This window comes from Actibacterium ureilyticum (genome assembly GCF_002285435.1).
Taxonomy (GTDB): Bacteria; Pseudomonadota; Alphaproteobacteria; order Rhodobacterales; family Rhodobacteraceae; genus Actibacterium_C; species Actibacterium_C ureilyticum.
Window position 1 is genome coordinate 348,257 of record NZ_NSBT01000037.1, and the last position, 16,407, is coordinate 364,663.

Below are 16,407 nucleotides of genomic sequence, written 5' to 3' on the forward strand. Positions count from 1 at the left end.
GACCATGGCAACCGAAATACTGATGCCCGCCCTCTCGCCCACGATGGAGGAAGGCACGCTGGCCAAATGGCTGGTGGCCGAGGGCGACACTGTATCGTCCGGCGATATCCTGGCCGAGATCGAGACCGACAAGGCCACGATGGAATTCGAAGCGGTGGATGAGGGGATCGTCGGCAAGCTCCTGGTGGCCGAGGGCACCGCGGGCGTGAAGGTCAACACCCCCATCGCCATGCTGGTCGAGGAAGGCGAGGATGCCGATGCGGCCCCCGCCAGCGCCCCGGCCGCGCCGGACCCCGCCCCGGTTCAGGCCCAGGCCCCTGCCCCCAGCGCACCGGCCGCGCCCGTCACGTCGACCCCGGCAGCGCCCGATTACCCCGAGGGGACCGAGATGAAATCGACCACCGTGCGCGAGGCGTTGCGCGATGCGATGGCCGAGGAAATGCGCCGCGACGAGGCGGTCTATCTGATGGGGGAAGAGGTCGCCGAATACCAGGGCGCCTATAAGGTCAGCCAGGGGTTGCTGGACGAATTCGGCGCCAAACGCGTGATCGACACGCCGATCACCGAACATGGCTTCACCGGCATCGCGGTCGGCGCGGCCTTTGGCGGGCTGCGGCCCATCGTCGAATTCATGACCTTCAACTTCGCGATGCAGGCGATCGACCAGATCATCAACTCGGCCGCCAAGACGCTTTACATGTCCGGCGGTCAGATGGGCGCGCCGATGGTGTTCCGCGGGCCCAACGGTGCCGCCGCCCGCGTCGGCGCCCAGCACAGCCAGGACTATGCCGCCTGGTATGCGCACATTCCGGGGCTGAAGGTGGTGCAGCCCTATTCGGCCGCCGACGCCAAGGGGCTGCTGAAATCGGCGATCCGCGACCCCAACCCGGTGATTTTCCTGGAGAACGAGATCCTCTATGGCCGCAGCTTCGACGTGCCGGTGCTCGACGATTTCACCATCCCCTTCGGCAAGGCCCGGATCTGGCGCGAGGGCACGGATGTGACCATCGTCAGCTTCGGCATCGGGATGCAATATGCGCTCGAAGCCGCTGACAAGCTGGCCGAGGACGGCATCAGCGCCGAGGTGATCGACCTCCGCACCCTGCGCCCGATCGACTATGACACGGTGGTGAATTCGGTGATGAAGACCAACCGCTGCGTGACGGTCGAGGAAGGCTTCCCGGTCTGTTCCATCGGCAACCACCTGAGTGCCGAAATCATGACCCGCGCCTTCGATTGCCTCGACGCGCCGGTCCTGAACTGCGCGGGCAAGGACGTGCCGATGCCCTATGCCGCGAACCTGGAAAAGCTGGCGCTGGTGACCACGAAAGAGGTCATCGATGCCGTCAAAGCCGTGACCTATCGGTAAGGGAGAAACGCGATGCCCACGGAAATCCTGATGCCCGCGCTGTCCCCCACGATGGAGGAAGGCACGCTCGCGAAATGGCTGGTCAAGGAAGGGGACGAGGTCTCCTCTGGCGACCTGCTGGCCGAGATCGAGACCGACAAGGCCACGATGGAATTCGAAGCCGTCGATGAAGGCGTGATCGGCAAACTGCTGGTCGCCGAGGGCACGCCATCGGTCAAGGTCAACACGCCGATTGCGGTGCTGCTGGACGATGGCGAAAGCGCCGACGATATCGCTGCGAGCCCGTCCGAGGCGCCCAAGGCCGCCCCTGCGGCCGCCGCGGTTGCCGAGGCGTCCCCCCAAGGGGCCGCCGAGAAAACCGCCCCCCCGGCCCCGAAATCGGATGGAAGCCGCATCTTCGCCAGCCCCCTCGCCCGCCGGATCGCGGCGGACAAGGGGCTGGATCTGTCGCAGATCACCGGATCCGGCCCGCGCGGCCGGATCGTCAAGGCCGATGTCGAGGGCGCGACCGCCGCGCCCAAACCGGCAGCGGCCCCCACCCCAGCCGCGGCGGCACCTGCCGCCCCCACGGGCCCGGCAACCGACACGATCCTGAAGATATACGAGGGGCGCGACTATCAGGACGTCGCGCTCGACGGGATGCGCAAGACCATCGCCGCCCGCCTGACCGAAGCCAAGCAGACCATCCCGCATTTCTATCTGCGCCGCGACATTCGGCTGGATGCGTTGCTGGCTTTCCGCAGCCAGCTGAACAAGCAACTGGAATCGCGCGGTGTGAAACTGTCGGTCAACGACTTCATCATCAAGGCCTGCGCGCTGGCGCTGCAACGGGTACCCGACGCCAATGCCGTCTGGGCCGGGGACCGGATCCTGAAACTGAAACCCTCTGACGTGGCCGTCGCCGTCGCCATCGAGGGCGGGCTTTTCACCCCGGTGCTGCAGGACGCGGAAAACAAATCTCTGTCGGCGCTCTCGGCCGAGATGAAAGACCTCGCCGCCCGCGCCCGCGACCGCAAGCTTGCCCCGCATGAATACCAGGGCGGCAGCTTCGCGATCTCGAACCTGGGCATGTTCGGCATCGACAATTTCGACGCGGTCATCAACCCGCCTCACGGCGCGATCCTGGCGGTCGGCGCGGGGGTGAAGAAACCGGTGGTCAACGAAGATGGCGCGGTGGCGGTGGCGACCGTGATGTCGGTCACGCTAAGCGTGGATCACCGGGTGATCGACGGCGCGCTGGGGGCAAAGCTGTTGCAGGCCATCGTCGACAATCTGGAAAACCCGATGGCGATGCTGGCCTGACCGAAAGCGCTGGCCCGGTCAACCGGGCCAGCCGCCGGGATCACTTCCCGGAAATCACGTGGTCCATCATGACCGACGGCTGATCGCACCCGGCCTCGCCCACGATCTTGGCCGGAACGCCCGCCACGGTCGAACAGGGCGGCACATCGCGCAGCACGACCGAGCCTGCGGCCACGCGGCTGCAATGGCCCACCTTGATATTGCCCAGAACCTTGGCCCCGGCGCCGATCAGGACACCGTCGCCGATCTTGGGGTGGCGGTCTTCCTCTTCCTTGCCGGTCCCGCCCAGCGTGACCGAATGCAGCATCGACACATTGTCGCCCACCACGGCGGTTTCGCCCACCACGATGGAATGCGCGTGGTCGATCATCAGCCCCTTGCCGATACGCGCGGCGGGATGGATATCGACCCCGAACTGCTCGGAAATCCGCATCTGCACGAAATAGGCCATGTCGAACCGGCCTTGACCAAACAGCCAATGCCCGATGCGATAGGCCTGCACCGCCTGAAATCCCTTGAAATACATCAGCGGCTGTACATAGCGGTGGCAGGCCGGGTCGCGCTCGAACACCGCCGTCAGGTCGGCGCGGGCCGCCTCGCCCAGACCGGGGTCGTTGACATAGGCCTCGTCCGCGATCTCGCGCAGGATCTGCTCGGACATCTCGCCCGATGCCAGCTTCAGCGCAAACCGATGCGCCAGCGCCCGCTCAAGGGTCGGGTGATGCAGGATGCTGGAATGCACCAGGCCGCCCAAAAGCGGCTCCTGCTTCACGATATACTCCGCCTCGGCACAGATCCGGTTCCAGACCGGATCGATTTCCGCCAGCTTCGCACGCGTTTCGGCCATGGTGTATCCCTCCATTTGGCGCCTTCGTTATACCAGATAGAGAGGCCGGGCCAAATACAACCCTTTGATGGGGATGTTCAGGAAATGGAATGAGTCCGAAATATCGCAGCCGGGATCCTTCTTTTTCAGGGCCTTCGCCCCGGACATGCGCCGATGGCACCGCAAATCGCACCCGTCAAAAAGCCGTGAACCGGCCCCCGGGCCCCGCCAGCCGTCAGGCCCGCACGCCTTTGTGCCAGTCGATCAGCGCCTCGAACACATCGGCCAGACAGGCGCAATATTCCGTATCGCCCAGCGCCGGTTCCGGCGGCAGCGGCTGCATCCGGGCCACGGCCATCAGCGATCCGTTGCCCCAAAGCGGGTGCGCGACCCCGTGGCGCAACCGGTACCGGTCGGCGGCCTCGGCCCGGGCGAACAGGCGTCGGATCGCGGCCCGGCGCGCGCCGGTTGGCAGGGTCAGCACCGCCCGCGCGGCGCTGACCACATCCCCGTGCATGACTGGCCGCATGCGGATCAGGCCAGTGTCAGGGCGGTGAACGGCCCCGCACCGAACTGATCGGACAGCTGCGCCACCTCGACCGTCACGCCCGGCCCGTCCAGCGCCCGCTGCGCGGCGCCATAAGTCCAGTTGGGTGCGCTGAGAAAGGTCTCGAACAACACCGCCCCGCCCGGCGCCCGGACACGCAGCTGATAGAGCTCGCTGCCCTCGCCCAACGGCACCTCGACCCCCGACCAGCTGTCACCGTCGATCCGCGTGCGCCGGATCCAGGTGACCAGCGCGTCGCCATTGGCCTGCTCCCGCGCCCGCAGATGCACCGGCGACAGCGGTCTGAGGCCGATACCCTTGAACGCCTCGACCCGGTGGACAAAAGACGGATCGTCATAACCCCGCCCCTCGGTCCCGATCCGGTAGTGCCGCGCCAGATCGCGGGTGGCGATGTTCAGATCCAGCTGTTCTGGCACCCCGTCCATCAGCACGAAAAGGCTGCCTTCGGGCCACTCCGCCGGGATCGACACGTCGCTGCCCGCCTGCCCCCGCAGCCGAAACCTCAGCTCATAGGTATCGGGATCGACCAGCTGCGCCTCGGCGAACTGGAACAGTTCCCAATTGTCGCTACTGCCATCGCCGATGGCGGCCACATTGGCCCCGTTCAGGACCTGCGCCATATCCGCCGACGACAAGGCGCCGGAAAACAGCCGCACCCGCAACGCTGGCCCACGATCCCAAAGAGCGGGCCGCGCGGCGGGCAGAACGCTCTCGGTCACCCCGATGGTCGCCTCGTCATAAAGCGTGGTGTTCACGGCATAGCCCGCATCCTCGGGCGCGGAATAGACCGCCACCGCCCCCGGCCAGGGGTTCGCCGTCACCGCCAGATGAGGCGCATGCGGGCTCTCTTCCCCGGTCAGCAGCGGCAGGTCCATGAACACCGGATAGACCGGCACCGGCGGCACAAACGCCTGCAGGCTGGCCGGCGTCGATGTCGCGTCCGAGGGGACATAGACACCCGGCTCGACCCGCACCGCCTCGACCCGGCGGGATTCGCCCTGATCGATCCGGTCGATGCGGTACTGCCCATCGGGCAGCGTCACCACATCCCCCGCCCCGATATCCAGCCGCGACAATGGCAGCGCAAAATTCGCCCGGTCCCGCGCGACCCGCGATTCCGCCAGCCAGCGCTCGGTCGTGGCCCGCCCCTCGGCCTGGGTCATCACCAGTGGGAATTCCGAGGCTGCGACGGATTGGCTTTCCTCATCGGGAAAGATCGACTCCGCCGCCCGCGCCTCGTAATCGCCCTCGGCCTCGACGAATGTCAGCCGTACGCGCCCCGCGGTTTCCGCCTCGGGCGCGCGGACATGTTCGATCCGCCCGTCCTGATCGGCCTCCAGCACCAGGGCCTCGGGGTCGATCGCACCCAGCTCGCGCCCGTCGCGATTGCGGAACACGATCTTGCCGTCCCGCTCGATCGCGTCAAAGCCAAAGGCCAGCATCAGCGGCTGCAAGGCCGCGCGCGCGCCGTCCAGATCCTCGACCGTATAGCCGCGCACCGCACCATAAAGCTGGGTGACATCCACATCCGTCACCCCGCTGCGCGCACAGATCTCGGCCACCACAGCCGCCAGCGCCTGGCTGCCCACACGCCCGTTCAGCCAATGCCCCCGGTCATAGTTCTCGCCATCCGACCACAGGCCGGTATTGGCCGGGAAATGCGGGAAAGGCCGCGTGTCCCAGGCCCAGGCATGGGCGCGCGACATATCCAGCATCGGCCCGCCGTAAACGTCCGAAACCGGGTTGCGCGCCGGGTCCTCCCAATAGTCGATCATCGCGCGCAGATACTGCGCCTGGATCAGATCGTCCCGCACGCCGCTGGAAAAATGCGGCACGCTGGATTCCGAACTTTTGGGATCCAGGAACTTGTTGGGCTGGTTGGTGCCCTTGTCGACGGCGGCACAGCCGAATTCGGTGAACCAGAACGGCTTGGATTGCGGCTGCCAGACGGTGGATGCGGGCTGCCGGACACCGCCGATCCGCTCGTGATGCGGGTTCTGCCACCAGCTGCGCAGATCCTTATAGCGATAAATCCAGTCCTCGCCATGCGCGCCGTCGGTGATGGGGGCGCGGCGCTGGCTCTCGCGCGCCTCGGGCGTGGGATAGTACCAGTCATACCCCTCGCCGCCCTCGATATTGGATTGCAGGTAATCCTGGGCATAGATCGCACCCCAATGGGCATCCGCATGATCGGCCCCATCCCGCCAGTCGGATGCGGGCATGTAATTGTCGATGCCGATGAAATCGATCTCGGGATGCGCCCAAAGCGGGTCCAGGTGGAAATAGACATCCCCCGACCCGTCCTGCGGGTGATAGCCGAAATATTCCGACCAGTCAGCGGCATAGCCGATCTTGACCCCCGGCCCCAGAATGGTGCGCACATCGACGGCCAGCTGCTTCAGCGCCTCGACCGCCGGAAACCCCGCCGCGCCGCGCAGCTGCGTCAACCCACGCATTTCCGACCCGATACAGAACGCATCCACGCCACCCGCCAGCGCACACAGATGCGCGTAATGCAGGATGAACCGGCGATAGGACCATTCATGCGGCCCGCTATACGCCACCGACACCGCGTCAAAGGACCCCGCCCACGGAATTTTCACGCCGGTTTCCGTGACCGGGCTGAAATCCGACACCGACGCCAGACCAAAGAAATCGGCCACCTCGATCTCGGCCTGCAAGCTTTGATCCGGCGATCCGGCCACGCCCGGCGCCAGCGATCCGGTGATCCGCCCCCGCCAAGGCAAGGCGGGCTGCTCGGCCGCCCCGGTATAGGGGTTGGTCAGCCCGTTGCCCGCCACCTGATCCATCAGGATGAAGGGATAGAACACGACCTCCTTGCCGGCGTCCCGCAGCGCGGCAATGGCCTCGATCACGGCGGCATCGGCGGGCGTGCCGCCATATTGCTTGACCCCGTTGACCGTCGCCACCTGATCGGCGCTGTCGCGGTCCAACCCCGACACACGCCAGGGCATCGGCGCCCCGTCCAGCAGTTTCTGCTCGACCTTGGGTTTCAACTGGCACGTCCCGCAACGCAGATCGTCGCCGAACCAGCTGGCCACCAGCAGCGTGGATTGCGCATTGGGCAATTCCTGGCCCAGCACCTCCAGCGAGGTCGCGAAATCGGTCTTGCCGCTGGGCGAATTCACATTGGCGCTCTGGTTGTGGCCCGCGCCATTGGCGTAATGCACCCGCGTCGTGGCCAGCGCATATTCGCCGCTGCCCGGGATCAGCGCCACGCCCTTGACCAGACCTTGCAGACTTTGTCCCCCCGGCACATCGGCCTGAGCAGGGCGCACCACCTCGAACGACAACTGCGGCACCCGGTTGCCGAACCGGCGCAGTTGCAGGTTCTCGATCACCACATAGGCCAGCCCGCGATAGGCCGGCACATTGCCCGCCCCCTCGATCGCCTCGATCTTGGCGTCGGGCAGCTGGTCCTGGGCGCCGGTATAGACCCGCATGGTCAGGGTGTCGGGTTCGATCTCGATCCCGTCGGCCCAGATCCGGCCGATCCGCGCGATCTCGCCCTCGCACAAGGCAATCGCCAGGCTGACCGAATAGGAAAACGTGGTGGTCTTGGTCTTGGGCGCGCTGCCCTTGCCGCCGGCGGAACTGGTCGTCGTCCTGCGCCGCTCGCGAAAGCGCGAGGCCCAGATCACCTGACCGCCGACCCGCGTCCGGCCATAGATCTGGCCAACCGTGCTGCCCTCGCTGGCGCCCACGATCCGGAACCGCTCGACCTTGCCGGTTTCAACCGCCTGCGAGCCGCCCCCCAGCAGGCTCTGATCGATCACCCGGCCCAGCGTCGCACCGACCGCGCGCCCGATCACGACGCTCGACAGGCCCAGCGCGGTCCCGCCAATGGCCGACCCCGCCGCCGCGCCCACCGCGGAAAGAACAATCGTTGCCATGTCTCAGCCCCTTTCCGGAAATTCAAACCGCGCCACGATCCGGCGCGCCCAAGGGGCGCTCAGCGGGCTTTCCAGCACCGCATGCTCGGAATAGGCATGGATAAAGCTTGCCTCGGCGCCCACGCGCCCCTGAATGCCCAGATGCTTGGCCACCGCCCCGCTGCGCATCCGGAACAGCAACACATCACCCGGCGCGGCCCGATCCAGCGGCTTGGCGCGCAGATGCCGCGCGGCGGCTTGCCACAGGGTTTCCTCGCCCTGCGGTTCGGACCAATCGTCGGTATAGGGCGGCACCAGTTCCGGCTCGGCCCCATGCACCGCGCGCCACACGCCCCGGATCAGGCCCAGACAATCGGTGCCCGCCCCGCGCACCGCCCCCTGATGGCGATAGGGCGTGCCGATCCAGCGCCGCGCCTCGGCCACCACGGCCAGTGACACCGCTCTCATCCCTGCAGGCTCCCGCCATTGTTGCGCCGTCCGCGCACCGGATAGCTGACCAGCCAATCCTCGCCGGGGATGTGCGGAAAGCCCTGAAAATTCAGAAAGTTGTTGAACTTCACCTTGCAGGTCTCCGACCGCTTGTCGCAGCCCGCGACCAGCTTGATCCGGTCCCCCGGCGCGACCTCTGCGCGCAGCGAATGCCACAGCTCGATCATCCGGGCCCCACCGCCTTCGCGGTCGTTCTTGACCAGCCCGGCCAGCCCGGCAGCAGCGCCGTCCAGAACCTCCAGCCGGCCGTTCTCGAACCAGCGCGCATCGAACCCCCCGATCTGCGCGAAGCGGAACACCCGCGCCTCCTCGACCGTTTCCACGCTCAGCTCGGTGCTATAGCCGGGCGTATCCAGATCGAACCGGCAACCGCCATCGCCCAGGATCGCCGAACAGGGCTTTTGATAGACCCGCCCCTGTGCCTGGTTCAGCGCCTCGGCCAACCCGCGCAGCTCGGCCTGAAACGCGCCGCCGCTGCGGGTGATCTCGCCGATGGTGCCCTGAAACTGCAACGCGCGCTGTTCCGGCGCGGTCCAGTTCACCAGCCAGGCCCGCACCTGCGCCCCGTCATAGCGGCCCGCCTGGATGTCCTCCTCGGTCACCGCCACGGCGCTCAGCGCGCCCAGCGCCTCGGTATTGTCCACCGACAGGCCCGTGCTCTGGCTCAGCACCTTGGCCGTCATGCCGGTATCCGCGCGATAGGTCAGCCCGTCAAAGCGCAGATCCAGATCGTGATCGGTGAACCCCATGACCCAGCCGTCCTTGCGCGTCAGGTCCCAGGCCCGGCACAGCGTCGTGACCCCCTGCAACAGATGCGCCTGCAATTCCTGTGTCACCGCCATCAGACCCGCACCTCCACCACCGGCACACGTGGCACATCGCCTGCCTTGAAGCTCGAGACCGAGGTCTGGATCAGGTCGGTGTCGAACCGCACCGGAACGTCGAACTCGTACCCGGCGCTGACCACCGCATCGATATCGGGGATATCGGTCAGGGTGACGATGCCGGTCGCCAGGTCGATCTGGTAATGGACACCGTCCTGCAATTCGTCGCCATCGACCCCGATCCGCACCGATCCCGCGACCGGCTTCTTGATCGGCCGGACGTAATGTTCCCCACCCGAGGCATAGGTCTTGATCAACTGGAACGCCCGCGCCTGACCGTCCCCGATGGCGATCAGCTGATCGTCAAAGGCCACATCGCGCGATGGCAGGCCGGATTTGTAATCCGACCAGTCCTTCCACCGGAACCCGTTCAACTGGCCCCGGCGGGCCTCGAAAAACGCGATCAGCGCCTCGACATCGTCCAGCGACCGCAGACCGACACCCGCGTCATAGCGGCGGCGCGCGTGTTCCCAGGGCGTGTTGCGTTCCTCGAACCCGTTGGCCAGCGTCACGATCTCGGTGCGGCGCTCTGGGCCGCCCACCGATCCGAAACTCAGGCTGGCCGGAAATCTGACCTCGTGAAATCCCATGGCTCCCTCCTTACCTTGTTCAGCTGTTGCGCTGGCCACGGCTCAGCAGGCGGTTCATATCCGCCGCGATCTGGCTCTGGCTGCGCTGGAACCCCCGCACATCCGGGGTCGAAATATTCATGGTCAGGTTGACCGGCTGGCGCCCGCCCTCGGCGCGCACCCCCAACCGGCCGTCGCTGCCCCGGCTCAGGGGCATGATCGCCTCTGGCCCTGCCTCACCCATCAGGCCGGTGCCGCCCCGCATCGGGAAATAGGTGGCCTGGCTGACGATCCCGCCATTGGCGAAGGGCATCACGCGGCCTTGGGTGAAACTGCCGCCCTTGGCAAAAGGCACGGCGGCCTGCACCAGCCCCTCGATCCCGCTGGCGAACAGCCCGCCCAACTGGTTCTGCACCGGCTTGATCGCGGCGTTATAGGCCGCGTCCGAAATCGACTGCGCCACCTGCCGCATCGCATCCGACAGGCGCATGCCGTCGAACACCAGCCCGTCGAACGCGCCCCGCAGCCCGCTGCCAATGGCGCGCGACAGGCTGCCCACCTGCCCGCTGGTCAGCGTCAGGCTTTCCCGCATCCGGACCAGTTCCACGTCAAAGGCCGCCGCCATGCTGCGCGTGTCGCCCAGGCTTTGCTGCAGCGCGTCGATATCGTCGGACAGCCCGTCCAGCTCCAACCGTTCCGTCATGTCTCAGACCTTTCTTGCAAATCGGGGAAAGCGCGCGCCAGCTCTTCCAACCGCGCGCGCGACAGCGGGGCGGCATCGCCCCCCGCCCCCAGCATCATCGCCAGCTCGGCCGGGGTCAGCGCCCAGAACTGCGCCGGGGTCAGCCGCAGGCCCGACAGACCCGCCCGCATCAGGGCGGGCCAGTCAAACCGCGCCATCGCCCGGCACCGTGAACGCGCGTGCCAGCAGCGTCGCGGCCACCCGCGCGGCCTCGACCGGGCCGCCGGCGATCTCGGCCCGCGCCAGATCGCCCGCGCTGCCCTGCCAGCCACCACCGCGCAGCCCCGCCAGCAACAGCGCCAGCATGTCGCGCGTGGCGTAGTGCCCGGTCTCGAACCGCTCGATCAGCGCCACCAGGCTGTCGGCCTGCAACTCGGCCTCCAGCTCGGCCAGCGCGCCCAGCGTCAGCTTCAGCACATGGCGCGTGCCATCCAGCACCAGCGCCACCTCGCCCGCATAGGGGTTCACCATCAAAGCGCCGTGAACGCCAGCGCCCCGGCCGAGGCCAGGCTCAGCTCATACGTGGCCTCGCCGTTATAGCTGCCCGCATATTCGATGCCGGTGATCTGGAACGGCCCCTCGACAATGCCGAAATCGGGGATCACCACCTGGAAATCCGGCGTTTCGCCGTCGAAAAAGATCTGCCGCGCGCGCTCGTCGGTATTGGCGTCCTTGAACACGCCCGATCCCGAAAGCCCGGCGGATTTCACGCCCGCGCCGCCCAGCAGCTCGCGCCAGCCACCGGCGCTTTCCAGGCTGGTCACATCCACCGTTTCGGCGTTGAAATTGATCCGCGTGGCGCGCAGCCCCGCGATGGTCTCGAATTGCCCGCCACCAGTCAGGTCGAGCTTGATCAGAAGGTCCTTGCCGTTTTGGGCCGTCATTTGGGTCACTCCGAAGGAAATTGTCAGGAATCGCAGACGCGGGCGCGGAAGCTCAGATCGATGCGCCGGATATCGGCATTCTCGATCCGGCGGGCCCGCGCCCGGTCAAAGTTCAGGCTGACCAGCTGGCCCCGCGTCAGGCTCAGATCGGCATCGACCAGCGCGTCCGATACCGCGCCCGCCACCGCCTTGGCCTGCTGGAACCCCGCCGCGTCGGTCACCACGCTGACGGTAAAGACATGCTCGGCCCCGCCGCCGGTCACATCCGACCGGTCGCGCGCATCCTCGGGGCCAAGGCTGACGTAAAGCGACGGCACCGCGCCCGGCGGCACCGTGTCATAGATCGCGCCATCCACCAGCGCGTCCAGCGGCGCGTCGGCCACCAGGCGCTGGAACACCGCCGCCTGCAAAGCGGCAGAAACCGCATAGCTCATGCGCTCACCTCCTCTTCGGCGAAACAGGTCAGATAGTGTCCACGCGCGTCGCGCTCGGTCACCGCCAGGATGCGAAACAGCCGGTCCCCCTCGCGGAAGCGTTGCTCGGGGCGCGGGCGCGATGCGGCCCCCGCCGGGGCGCCACGCACCACGATGCGATAGGGCACCCGGCTCAGCGTCAGCTGGTTGCCGCTGCGCTCGCGCCCCGATCCGGGCGTGACAGCCGCCCAAAGCGTGCCGACCAGCGCCCAGGTCTCGGTGAAACCGCCCGCGCCATCGGGGGTGCGCTGCGGCGCCTCAAGCTGCAACCGCCGGTTCAGGACGGGCGCGCCGCTCATGCCAGCCCCCCGCCCAGGATCCGCACCGTGCGCCAGCGTTCGACCAGCGCGCTCACGCCAAAGGGCATCGCGCGCTCGCCATGGGCGGCCTCATGGCGGTATTCGTGATAATGCGCCGCCAACAGGAACACCGCCTGCGCCAGATCGGCGGGCACGGTCGACCAATCGGCGCCGAAGCCCGCGGTAAAGCCGGCCACGGCATGACCACCCAGCGGGATCGTCGGCAGAACACCACCGCCCGCCACAAGATGCGGGCGATGCGTGTCGGGCTCCAGCCGATAGGCGCCGGGATCGATCACCGTGGCATTGCCGTCGCGATCCGTCACCGTCAGCGCCCCGATCAGGCTGACCGGCGCCACCGGCAGCGCCTGCCGGTCGCCACCGCGCCACGCGGTCAGGCGCCAGGTGAAATCGCGCTCCAGCAACACCTTGCCGGTGCGCGCCTCGACCGCCGCCATCGCCGCCCGCAGCAGCGCCTCCAGCAACGCATCCTCGGCCCCGTCATCGGCAAACCCCGTGCCCAGCCGCAAATGCTCCTTGAATTGGCTCACCGGCAGCGCCGCCGCGGGCACTGTGGTCTGCTCGATCAACATCATCTGAAAACTCCGATTATCGCCCTCCCCAAGGGAAAGTCAGGCGCGCGCCACCCGCATTGCTCGGACGGAGGGAGCAGCTAGACAACGCAAGGATGAAACCCGGCGCGCGCCCGTGGGCCGGTCCACCGGACCGACCCTTCGCAAAGCCCCTTACGAGACCGCGAATTTCAACAGCTTGATCGCGGCAAAGTCGCTGACGTCACCGCCCACGCGCTTGGTGGCATAGAACAGGACATGCGGCTTGGCGCTGAACGGATCGCGCAGCACGCGCAGGTCCGGGCGCTCGGCCACGGTGTAACCGGCGGCAAAGTCACCAAAGGCAATCGCATCCGCACCGCTGGCGATATCGGGCATGTCCTCGGCGATCAGCACCGGATAGCCCAGCAGACGCGCGGGCTCACCGGCGGCCAGACCGTCCGACCACAGGAAGCGGCCATCGGCATCCTTCATCTTGCGCACCGCACCGGCGGTTTTACTGTTCATGACAAAGGTCGCGTTGGCGCGGTACTGCGCCCCCAGCGCATAGACCAGGTCCAAGATCGCGTCCGACGGGTTCACCGCGTCGAAATCACCGTCCGTGCCGGTGGCGATGTAACCGATATTGCCCCAGGCCCAGCTGGCCTCCGCGATCTGGGCGTGGGTCAGGATACCCGTGGGCTTGTCGATCCCGTCGCCATTGACAAAGGCCGACGCCTCGGCGCGCAGGAACTTGTCCGAAATCCGCTCGGCCAGCCAGCCCTCGACATCGAATGCGCTGTCATCCAGCAGACGCTGGCTTGCCTTGGGCATCGCGCTCAGCTCGTGCAGCGGGATCGACACACGGTCGATCGACGGCGTGCCGGTCTCGACGGTGTTGCTGGCCTCGTTGGCCCAGCCCGAGCCGATATCGGTGTGGTCGATCAGCACGTCATAGGACGTGGCCTCGACCGTGACGACCTGCGCGATCGAGCGGATCGAGGCGGTCGATTTCAGCACGCTCTTGATCGCTTCCGAGGTCTGCGGATCGACCAGGAAACCGCCATCGGTGTTGACGGCGGTGCTCAGCGCCTTGCCTTCCAGCTCCAGCCCGCGCAGCGCGTCATCGTCGCCGGTGCGCAGATAGGCGGCAAACGCCTTCTGATGCGGCGCCTCGACCTCGGCTGCGGTGGAAAGGGCGGGACGCCCGGTGATAAGAGATTTGCGATCCAGCATGGTCAGTCGCTCTTCCTGTTTTTTGAGTTTCGAATGCATGTTGTCCTGAAAGCCCTTGAATTCGTTCACAAAGGCCCGCAGGGCAGCGGTCACCTCCACCGCGGGCGTGCCTGCCGCCCCGGCGCCGGTCTCGGTCTTGCTCATGTACTGATCCTGTTTCAGTTGGCTCTTGTGGCAGCGCGTCAGGTGTCGCCCGCCAGTTCACGGGCAGCGCCTGCAAAGGCCTCTGCCAACTCACGCAAAAGCAGGGCATCCCCGGCGTCATCCGCCTTGGCCCCCACCCGCGCCTCGGGCAGCATCGGAAAGGTCACAAGCGACACTTCCCAAAGCTCCAGCTCCGACAACAGGCGGCGGCCGCCCGTGTCCTTTTCGGCCCGCTTCGTGCGGTAACCGATCGACAACCCGTCAATCGCACCCGCCGCGATCAGCGCCGCCGCCTCGCGGCCCCGGGCGACGTCGCACAGGATGCGGCCCTTCACGTACAGGCCCCGGTCATCCTCGCGCACCTCGTCCCAGATCCCGATGGGCTGGGCCGGATCGTGCTGCCACAGCATCTTCACGCTGCGCCCCGCCGCCGCCAGCCGCGCCAGCGACCGGCCATAGGCCCCGGGCTGCACCACATCGCCGCCCTGGTCGGTCTTGCCGAACAGCGACGCATAGCCCTCGATCTGGGTCCCGTCGGTGACGGTCAGCACCGCCTCGGCCTGGCAGAACTTGCGCTCCAGCCCCGGCCCCGGAAATTCACTCATCCCACAATCCCTTTCATTGTGCATTGCTCAGGACCGACGCCACGCCCTGCGCCAGCACCACGGCGACCACGCCGTAAACCGCCAGCCACAGCCGCTTCTCGACCCGCTCCATCACCAGCTCGATCTTGCCCAGCCGGTATTCCAGCGCGCTCCACCGCTCCTCGGCGACGCGCTCATTGGCGTCGATCCGGGCGTTGGCCACCTCGAACGGCGCATACAGGTACCGCGACCCGCTGCGTTCAGGCTCTGCGTTCATGCGTCATCCGCCAGCTTGGGCAGCCCCAGCAGCGCGCGCTTTTCCGCATCGGTCAGGAACCCCGCCTCGCTGATGCGCCGCCACTGCGTCTCACGCTCGGCCGCCAGCGCCGGCAGCTGGTCCAGATCGGGCTTCAGCCCCACGACTTCGCCGCCATAGGCCGCCAGCCAGTCCGACAGCGCCGCCGCCACCCGCGTGGCCAGCGGCAACACCGTCAGGCGATAGAACGCCCGATGCGCCTCCTGGTAATTGGCATAGGTCGCGTCACCCGGGATCCCCAACAGCATCGGCGGCACCCCGAATGCCAGCGCGATCTCGCGCGCGGCGGCCTCCTTGGTCTTCTGGAACTCCATGTCGCTGGGCGAAAAGCCCATGGGTTTCCAATCCAGACCCCCTTCCAGCAACATCGGCCGCCCCGCATTGGCCGCCCCCTGGTGGTACGACAGCATCTCGTCCTGAAGCCGGGCATATTGCTCCTCGCTCATCGCGCCCTGCCCGTCGGCCCCGCGATAGACGATCGCCCCCGATGGCCGCGCCGCGTTGTCCAGCAACGATTTCGACCACCGGCTGGCCGCGTTATGCACATCCACCGCCGTGGCGGCGGCCTGCATCGGGCTCAGCCCGTAATGGTCGTCCTGCGGATGAAACGTCTTGATATGCAGCACCGGCGCCACCAGCCCGGTCATGTCGAACCGGTGCTTGCGCCCGCCCACACTGTACTCATAGGCCACCGGCCACCCGTCGGCGCCGGGGATCAGGCTCATCCGGTCGGCCCGCAACACATGCAGCTCCACCGGCAGACCCGCCTCACCCGGCACCGCCTCGACATACCCGTTGCCCGACAGCAGGATCTGCCCGAAAAGCGCCTCCAGCAACTCCGCCTGCCCCTGCGCCGGGTTCGGCCGCCGCATCAGATCGACCAGCGGATGAATCTCGTAACGCCGCTCGACATCCTGACAGATCAGCGGCACCGCCGCCGCCGCCTCGGCAATCATCTTGACACAGCGAAACCCCACCGGATTGCGCGCAAACCCCGCCTTGGTCAGCGACGGCACATCGCGCGGGCTCCAGGCCACGCGCCCACCCCCGTGATAGGCGATCACCGGTCCGGTCGCGCTGGCCTTGGTTTCGGGCACCGCCGCCTCTGCGCGCCGGAACATGTTGAATACCATCGTGAAAGCTCCTCAATCGCCCCATTCGACCCGGCACGCCAACAGCCCCCGCCCCGATGCCCGGAGCAGGCCCCGGCCCGCCGCATTTCCCCAAGAAACGCCCCCTTCTTCTTGGCGGAAATAT

At 67.1% G+C, this 16,407-nt stretch carries 19 protein-coding genes; 2 read left to right on the forward strand and 17 right to left on the reverse strand.

Annotated features, from left to right (window positions below; genetic code table 11):
- The first annotated feature begins 4 nt into the window (after window positions 1–4).
- Complete coding sequence (locus CLM60_RS14580) at window positions 5–1,369, forward strand: pyruvate dehydrogenase complex E1 component subunit beta (protein ID WP_095589861.1); 1,365 nt, start codon at window positions 5–7, stop codon at window positions 1,367–1,369.
- A 12-nt stretch (window positions 1,370–1,381) separates the two neighbouring features.
- Window positions 1,382–2,671: a pyruvate dehydrogenase complex dihydrolipoamide acetyltransferase gene (locus CLM60_RS14585; protein ID WP_095589862.1), complete on the forward strand. Its 1,290-nt coding sequence runs from the start codon at window positions 1,382–1,384 to the stop codon at window positions 2,669–2,671.
- Between the two features lie 40 nt (window positions 2,672–2,711).
- On the opposite strand, the gene cysE is transcribed toward CLM60_RS14585, so the two are convergent.
- From cysE to CLM60_RS14670, 17 genes are all read right to left on the reverse strand, one after another.
- Window positions 2,712–3,518, reverse strand: coding sequence for a serine O-acetyltransferase (gene cysE / locus CLM60_RS14590; RefSeq protein ID WP_095590716.1), 807 nt, complete (start codon window positions 3,516–3,518; stop codon window positions 2,712–2,714).
- Between the two features lie 214 nt (window positions 3,519–3,732).
- Window positions 3,733–4,014 carry a DUF7742 family protein gene (locus tag CLM60_RS14595; RefSeq protein ID WP_245848425.1) on the reverse strand — a complete coding sequence of 94 codons (282 nt, stop codon included), beginning with the start codon at window positions 4,012–4,014 and terminating at the stop codon, window positions 3,733–3,735.
- 17 nt (window positions 4,015–4,031) lie between these two features.
- A complete protein-coding gene (locus CLM60_RS14600; protein ID WP_095589864.1) occupies window positions 4,032–7,979 on the reverse strand; it encodes a baseplate multidomain protein megatron in 3,948 nt (1,315 codons plus the stop codon).
- A 3-nt stretch (window positions 7,980–7,982) separates the two neighbouring features.
- Window positions 7,983–8,426 (reverse strand): NlpC/P60 family protein, encoded by a 444-nt coding sequence (locus CLM60_RS14605; protein ID WP_095589865.1) that lies wholly within the window; start codon window positions 8,424–8,426, stop codon window positions 7,983–7,985.
- Entirely contained in the window at window positions 8,423–9,310 is an 888-nt protein-coding gene (locus CLM60_RS14610) for a DUF2163 domain-containing protein (protein WP_095589866.1), read from the reverse strand. The genes CLM60_RS14605 and CLM60_RS14610 overlap by 4 nt, the downstream gene beginning before the upstream one ends.
- Complete coding sequence (locus CLM60_RS14615; protein ID WP_095589867.1) at window positions 9,310–9,942, reverse strand: DUF2460 domain-containing protein; 633 nt, start codon at window positions 9,940–9,942, stop codon at window positions 9,310–9,312. The genes CLM60_RS14610 and CLM60_RS14615 overlap by 1 nt, the downstream gene beginning before the upstream one ends.
- Window positions 9,943–9,961: 19 nt before the next feature.
- A complete protein-coding gene (locus CLM60_RS14620) occupies window positions 9,962–10,624 on the reverse strand; it encodes a phage tail tape measure protein (RefSeq protein WP_095589868.1) in 663 nt (220 codons plus the stop codon).
- The gene (locus CLM60_RS14625; RefSeq protein WP_095589869.1) at window positions 10,621–10,821 is read right to left on the reverse strand and encodes a rcc01693 family protein; all 201 of its coding nucleotides are present in this window, start codon (window positions 10,819–10,821) and stop codon (window positions 10,621–10,623) included. Before CLM60_RS14625 ends, CLM60_RS14620 begins: the two co-directional genes overlap by 4 nt.
- Window positions 10,808–11,134: a gene transfer agent family protein gene (locus CLM60_RS14630; protein WP_095589870.1), complete on the reverse strand. Its 327-nt coding sequence runs from the start codon at window positions 11,132–11,134 to the stop codon at window positions 10,808–10,810. The genes CLM60_RS14625 and CLM60_RS14630 overlap by 14 nt, the downstream gene beginning before the upstream one ends.
- A complete protein-coding gene (locus CLM60_RS14635) occupies window positions 11,134–11,547 on the reverse strand; it encodes a phage major tail protein, TP901-1 family (RefSeq protein ID WP_036558676.1) in 414 nt (137 codons plus the stop codon). Before CLM60_RS14635 ends, CLM60_RS14630 begins: the two co-directional genes overlap by 1 nt.
- Before the next feature lie 23 nt (window positions 11,548–11,570).
- Window positions 11,571–11,981, reverse strand: coding sequence for a DUF3168 domain-containing protein (locus tag CLM60_RS14640; RefSeq protein ID WP_095589871.1), 411 nt, complete (start codon window positions 11,979–11,981; stop codon window positions 11,571–11,573).
- Complete coding sequence (locus tag CLM60_RS14645; protein ID WP_095589872.1) at window positions 11,978–12,319, reverse strand: head-tail adaptor protein; 342 nt, start codon at window positions 12,317–12,319, stop codon at window positions 11,978–11,980. The genes CLM60_RS14640 and CLM60_RS14645 overlap by 4 nt, the downstream gene beginning before the upstream one ends.
- Window positions 12,316–12,915, reverse strand: coding sequence for a head-tail connector protein (locus tag CLM60_RS14650; protein WP_095589873.1), 600 nt, complete (start codon window positions 12,913–12,915; stop codon window positions 12,316–12,318). The genes CLM60_RS14645 and CLM60_RS14650 overlap by 4 nt, the downstream gene beginning before the upstream one ends.
- Before the next feature lie 150 nt (window positions 12,916–13,065).
- On the reverse strand, window positions 13,066–14,250 hold the full coding sequence (locus tag CLM60_RS14655; RefSeq protein WP_095589874.1) for a phage major capsid protein: 1,185 nt from the start codon (window positions 14,248–14,250) through the stop codon (window positions 13,066–13,068).
- Between the two features lie 38 nt (window positions 14,251–14,288).
- Window positions 14,289–14,855, reverse strand: a complete 567-nt coding sequence (locus CLM60_RS14660) for an HK97 family phage prohead protease (RefSeq protein WP_095589875.1) — start codon at window positions 14,853–14,855, stop codon at window positions 14,289–14,291.
- Window positions 14,856–14,868: 13 nt separating this feature from the next.
- Window positions 14,869–15,111 (reverse strand): GTA head formation protein, RCAP_rcc01685 family, encoded by a 243-nt coding sequence (locus CLM60_RS14665; RefSeq protein ID WP_095589876.1) that lies wholly within the window; start codon window positions 15,109–15,111, stop codon window positions 14,869–14,871.
- Window positions 15,108–16,283, reverse strand: a complete 1,176-nt coding sequence (locus tag CLM60_RS14670) for a phage portal protein (RefSeq protein WP_095589877.1) — start codon at window positions 16,281–16,283, stop codon at window positions 15,108–15,110. The genes CLM60_RS14665 and CLM60_RS14670 overlap by 4 nt, the downstream gene beginning before the upstream one ends.
- Window positions 16,284–16,407 lie beyond the last annotated feature (124 nt).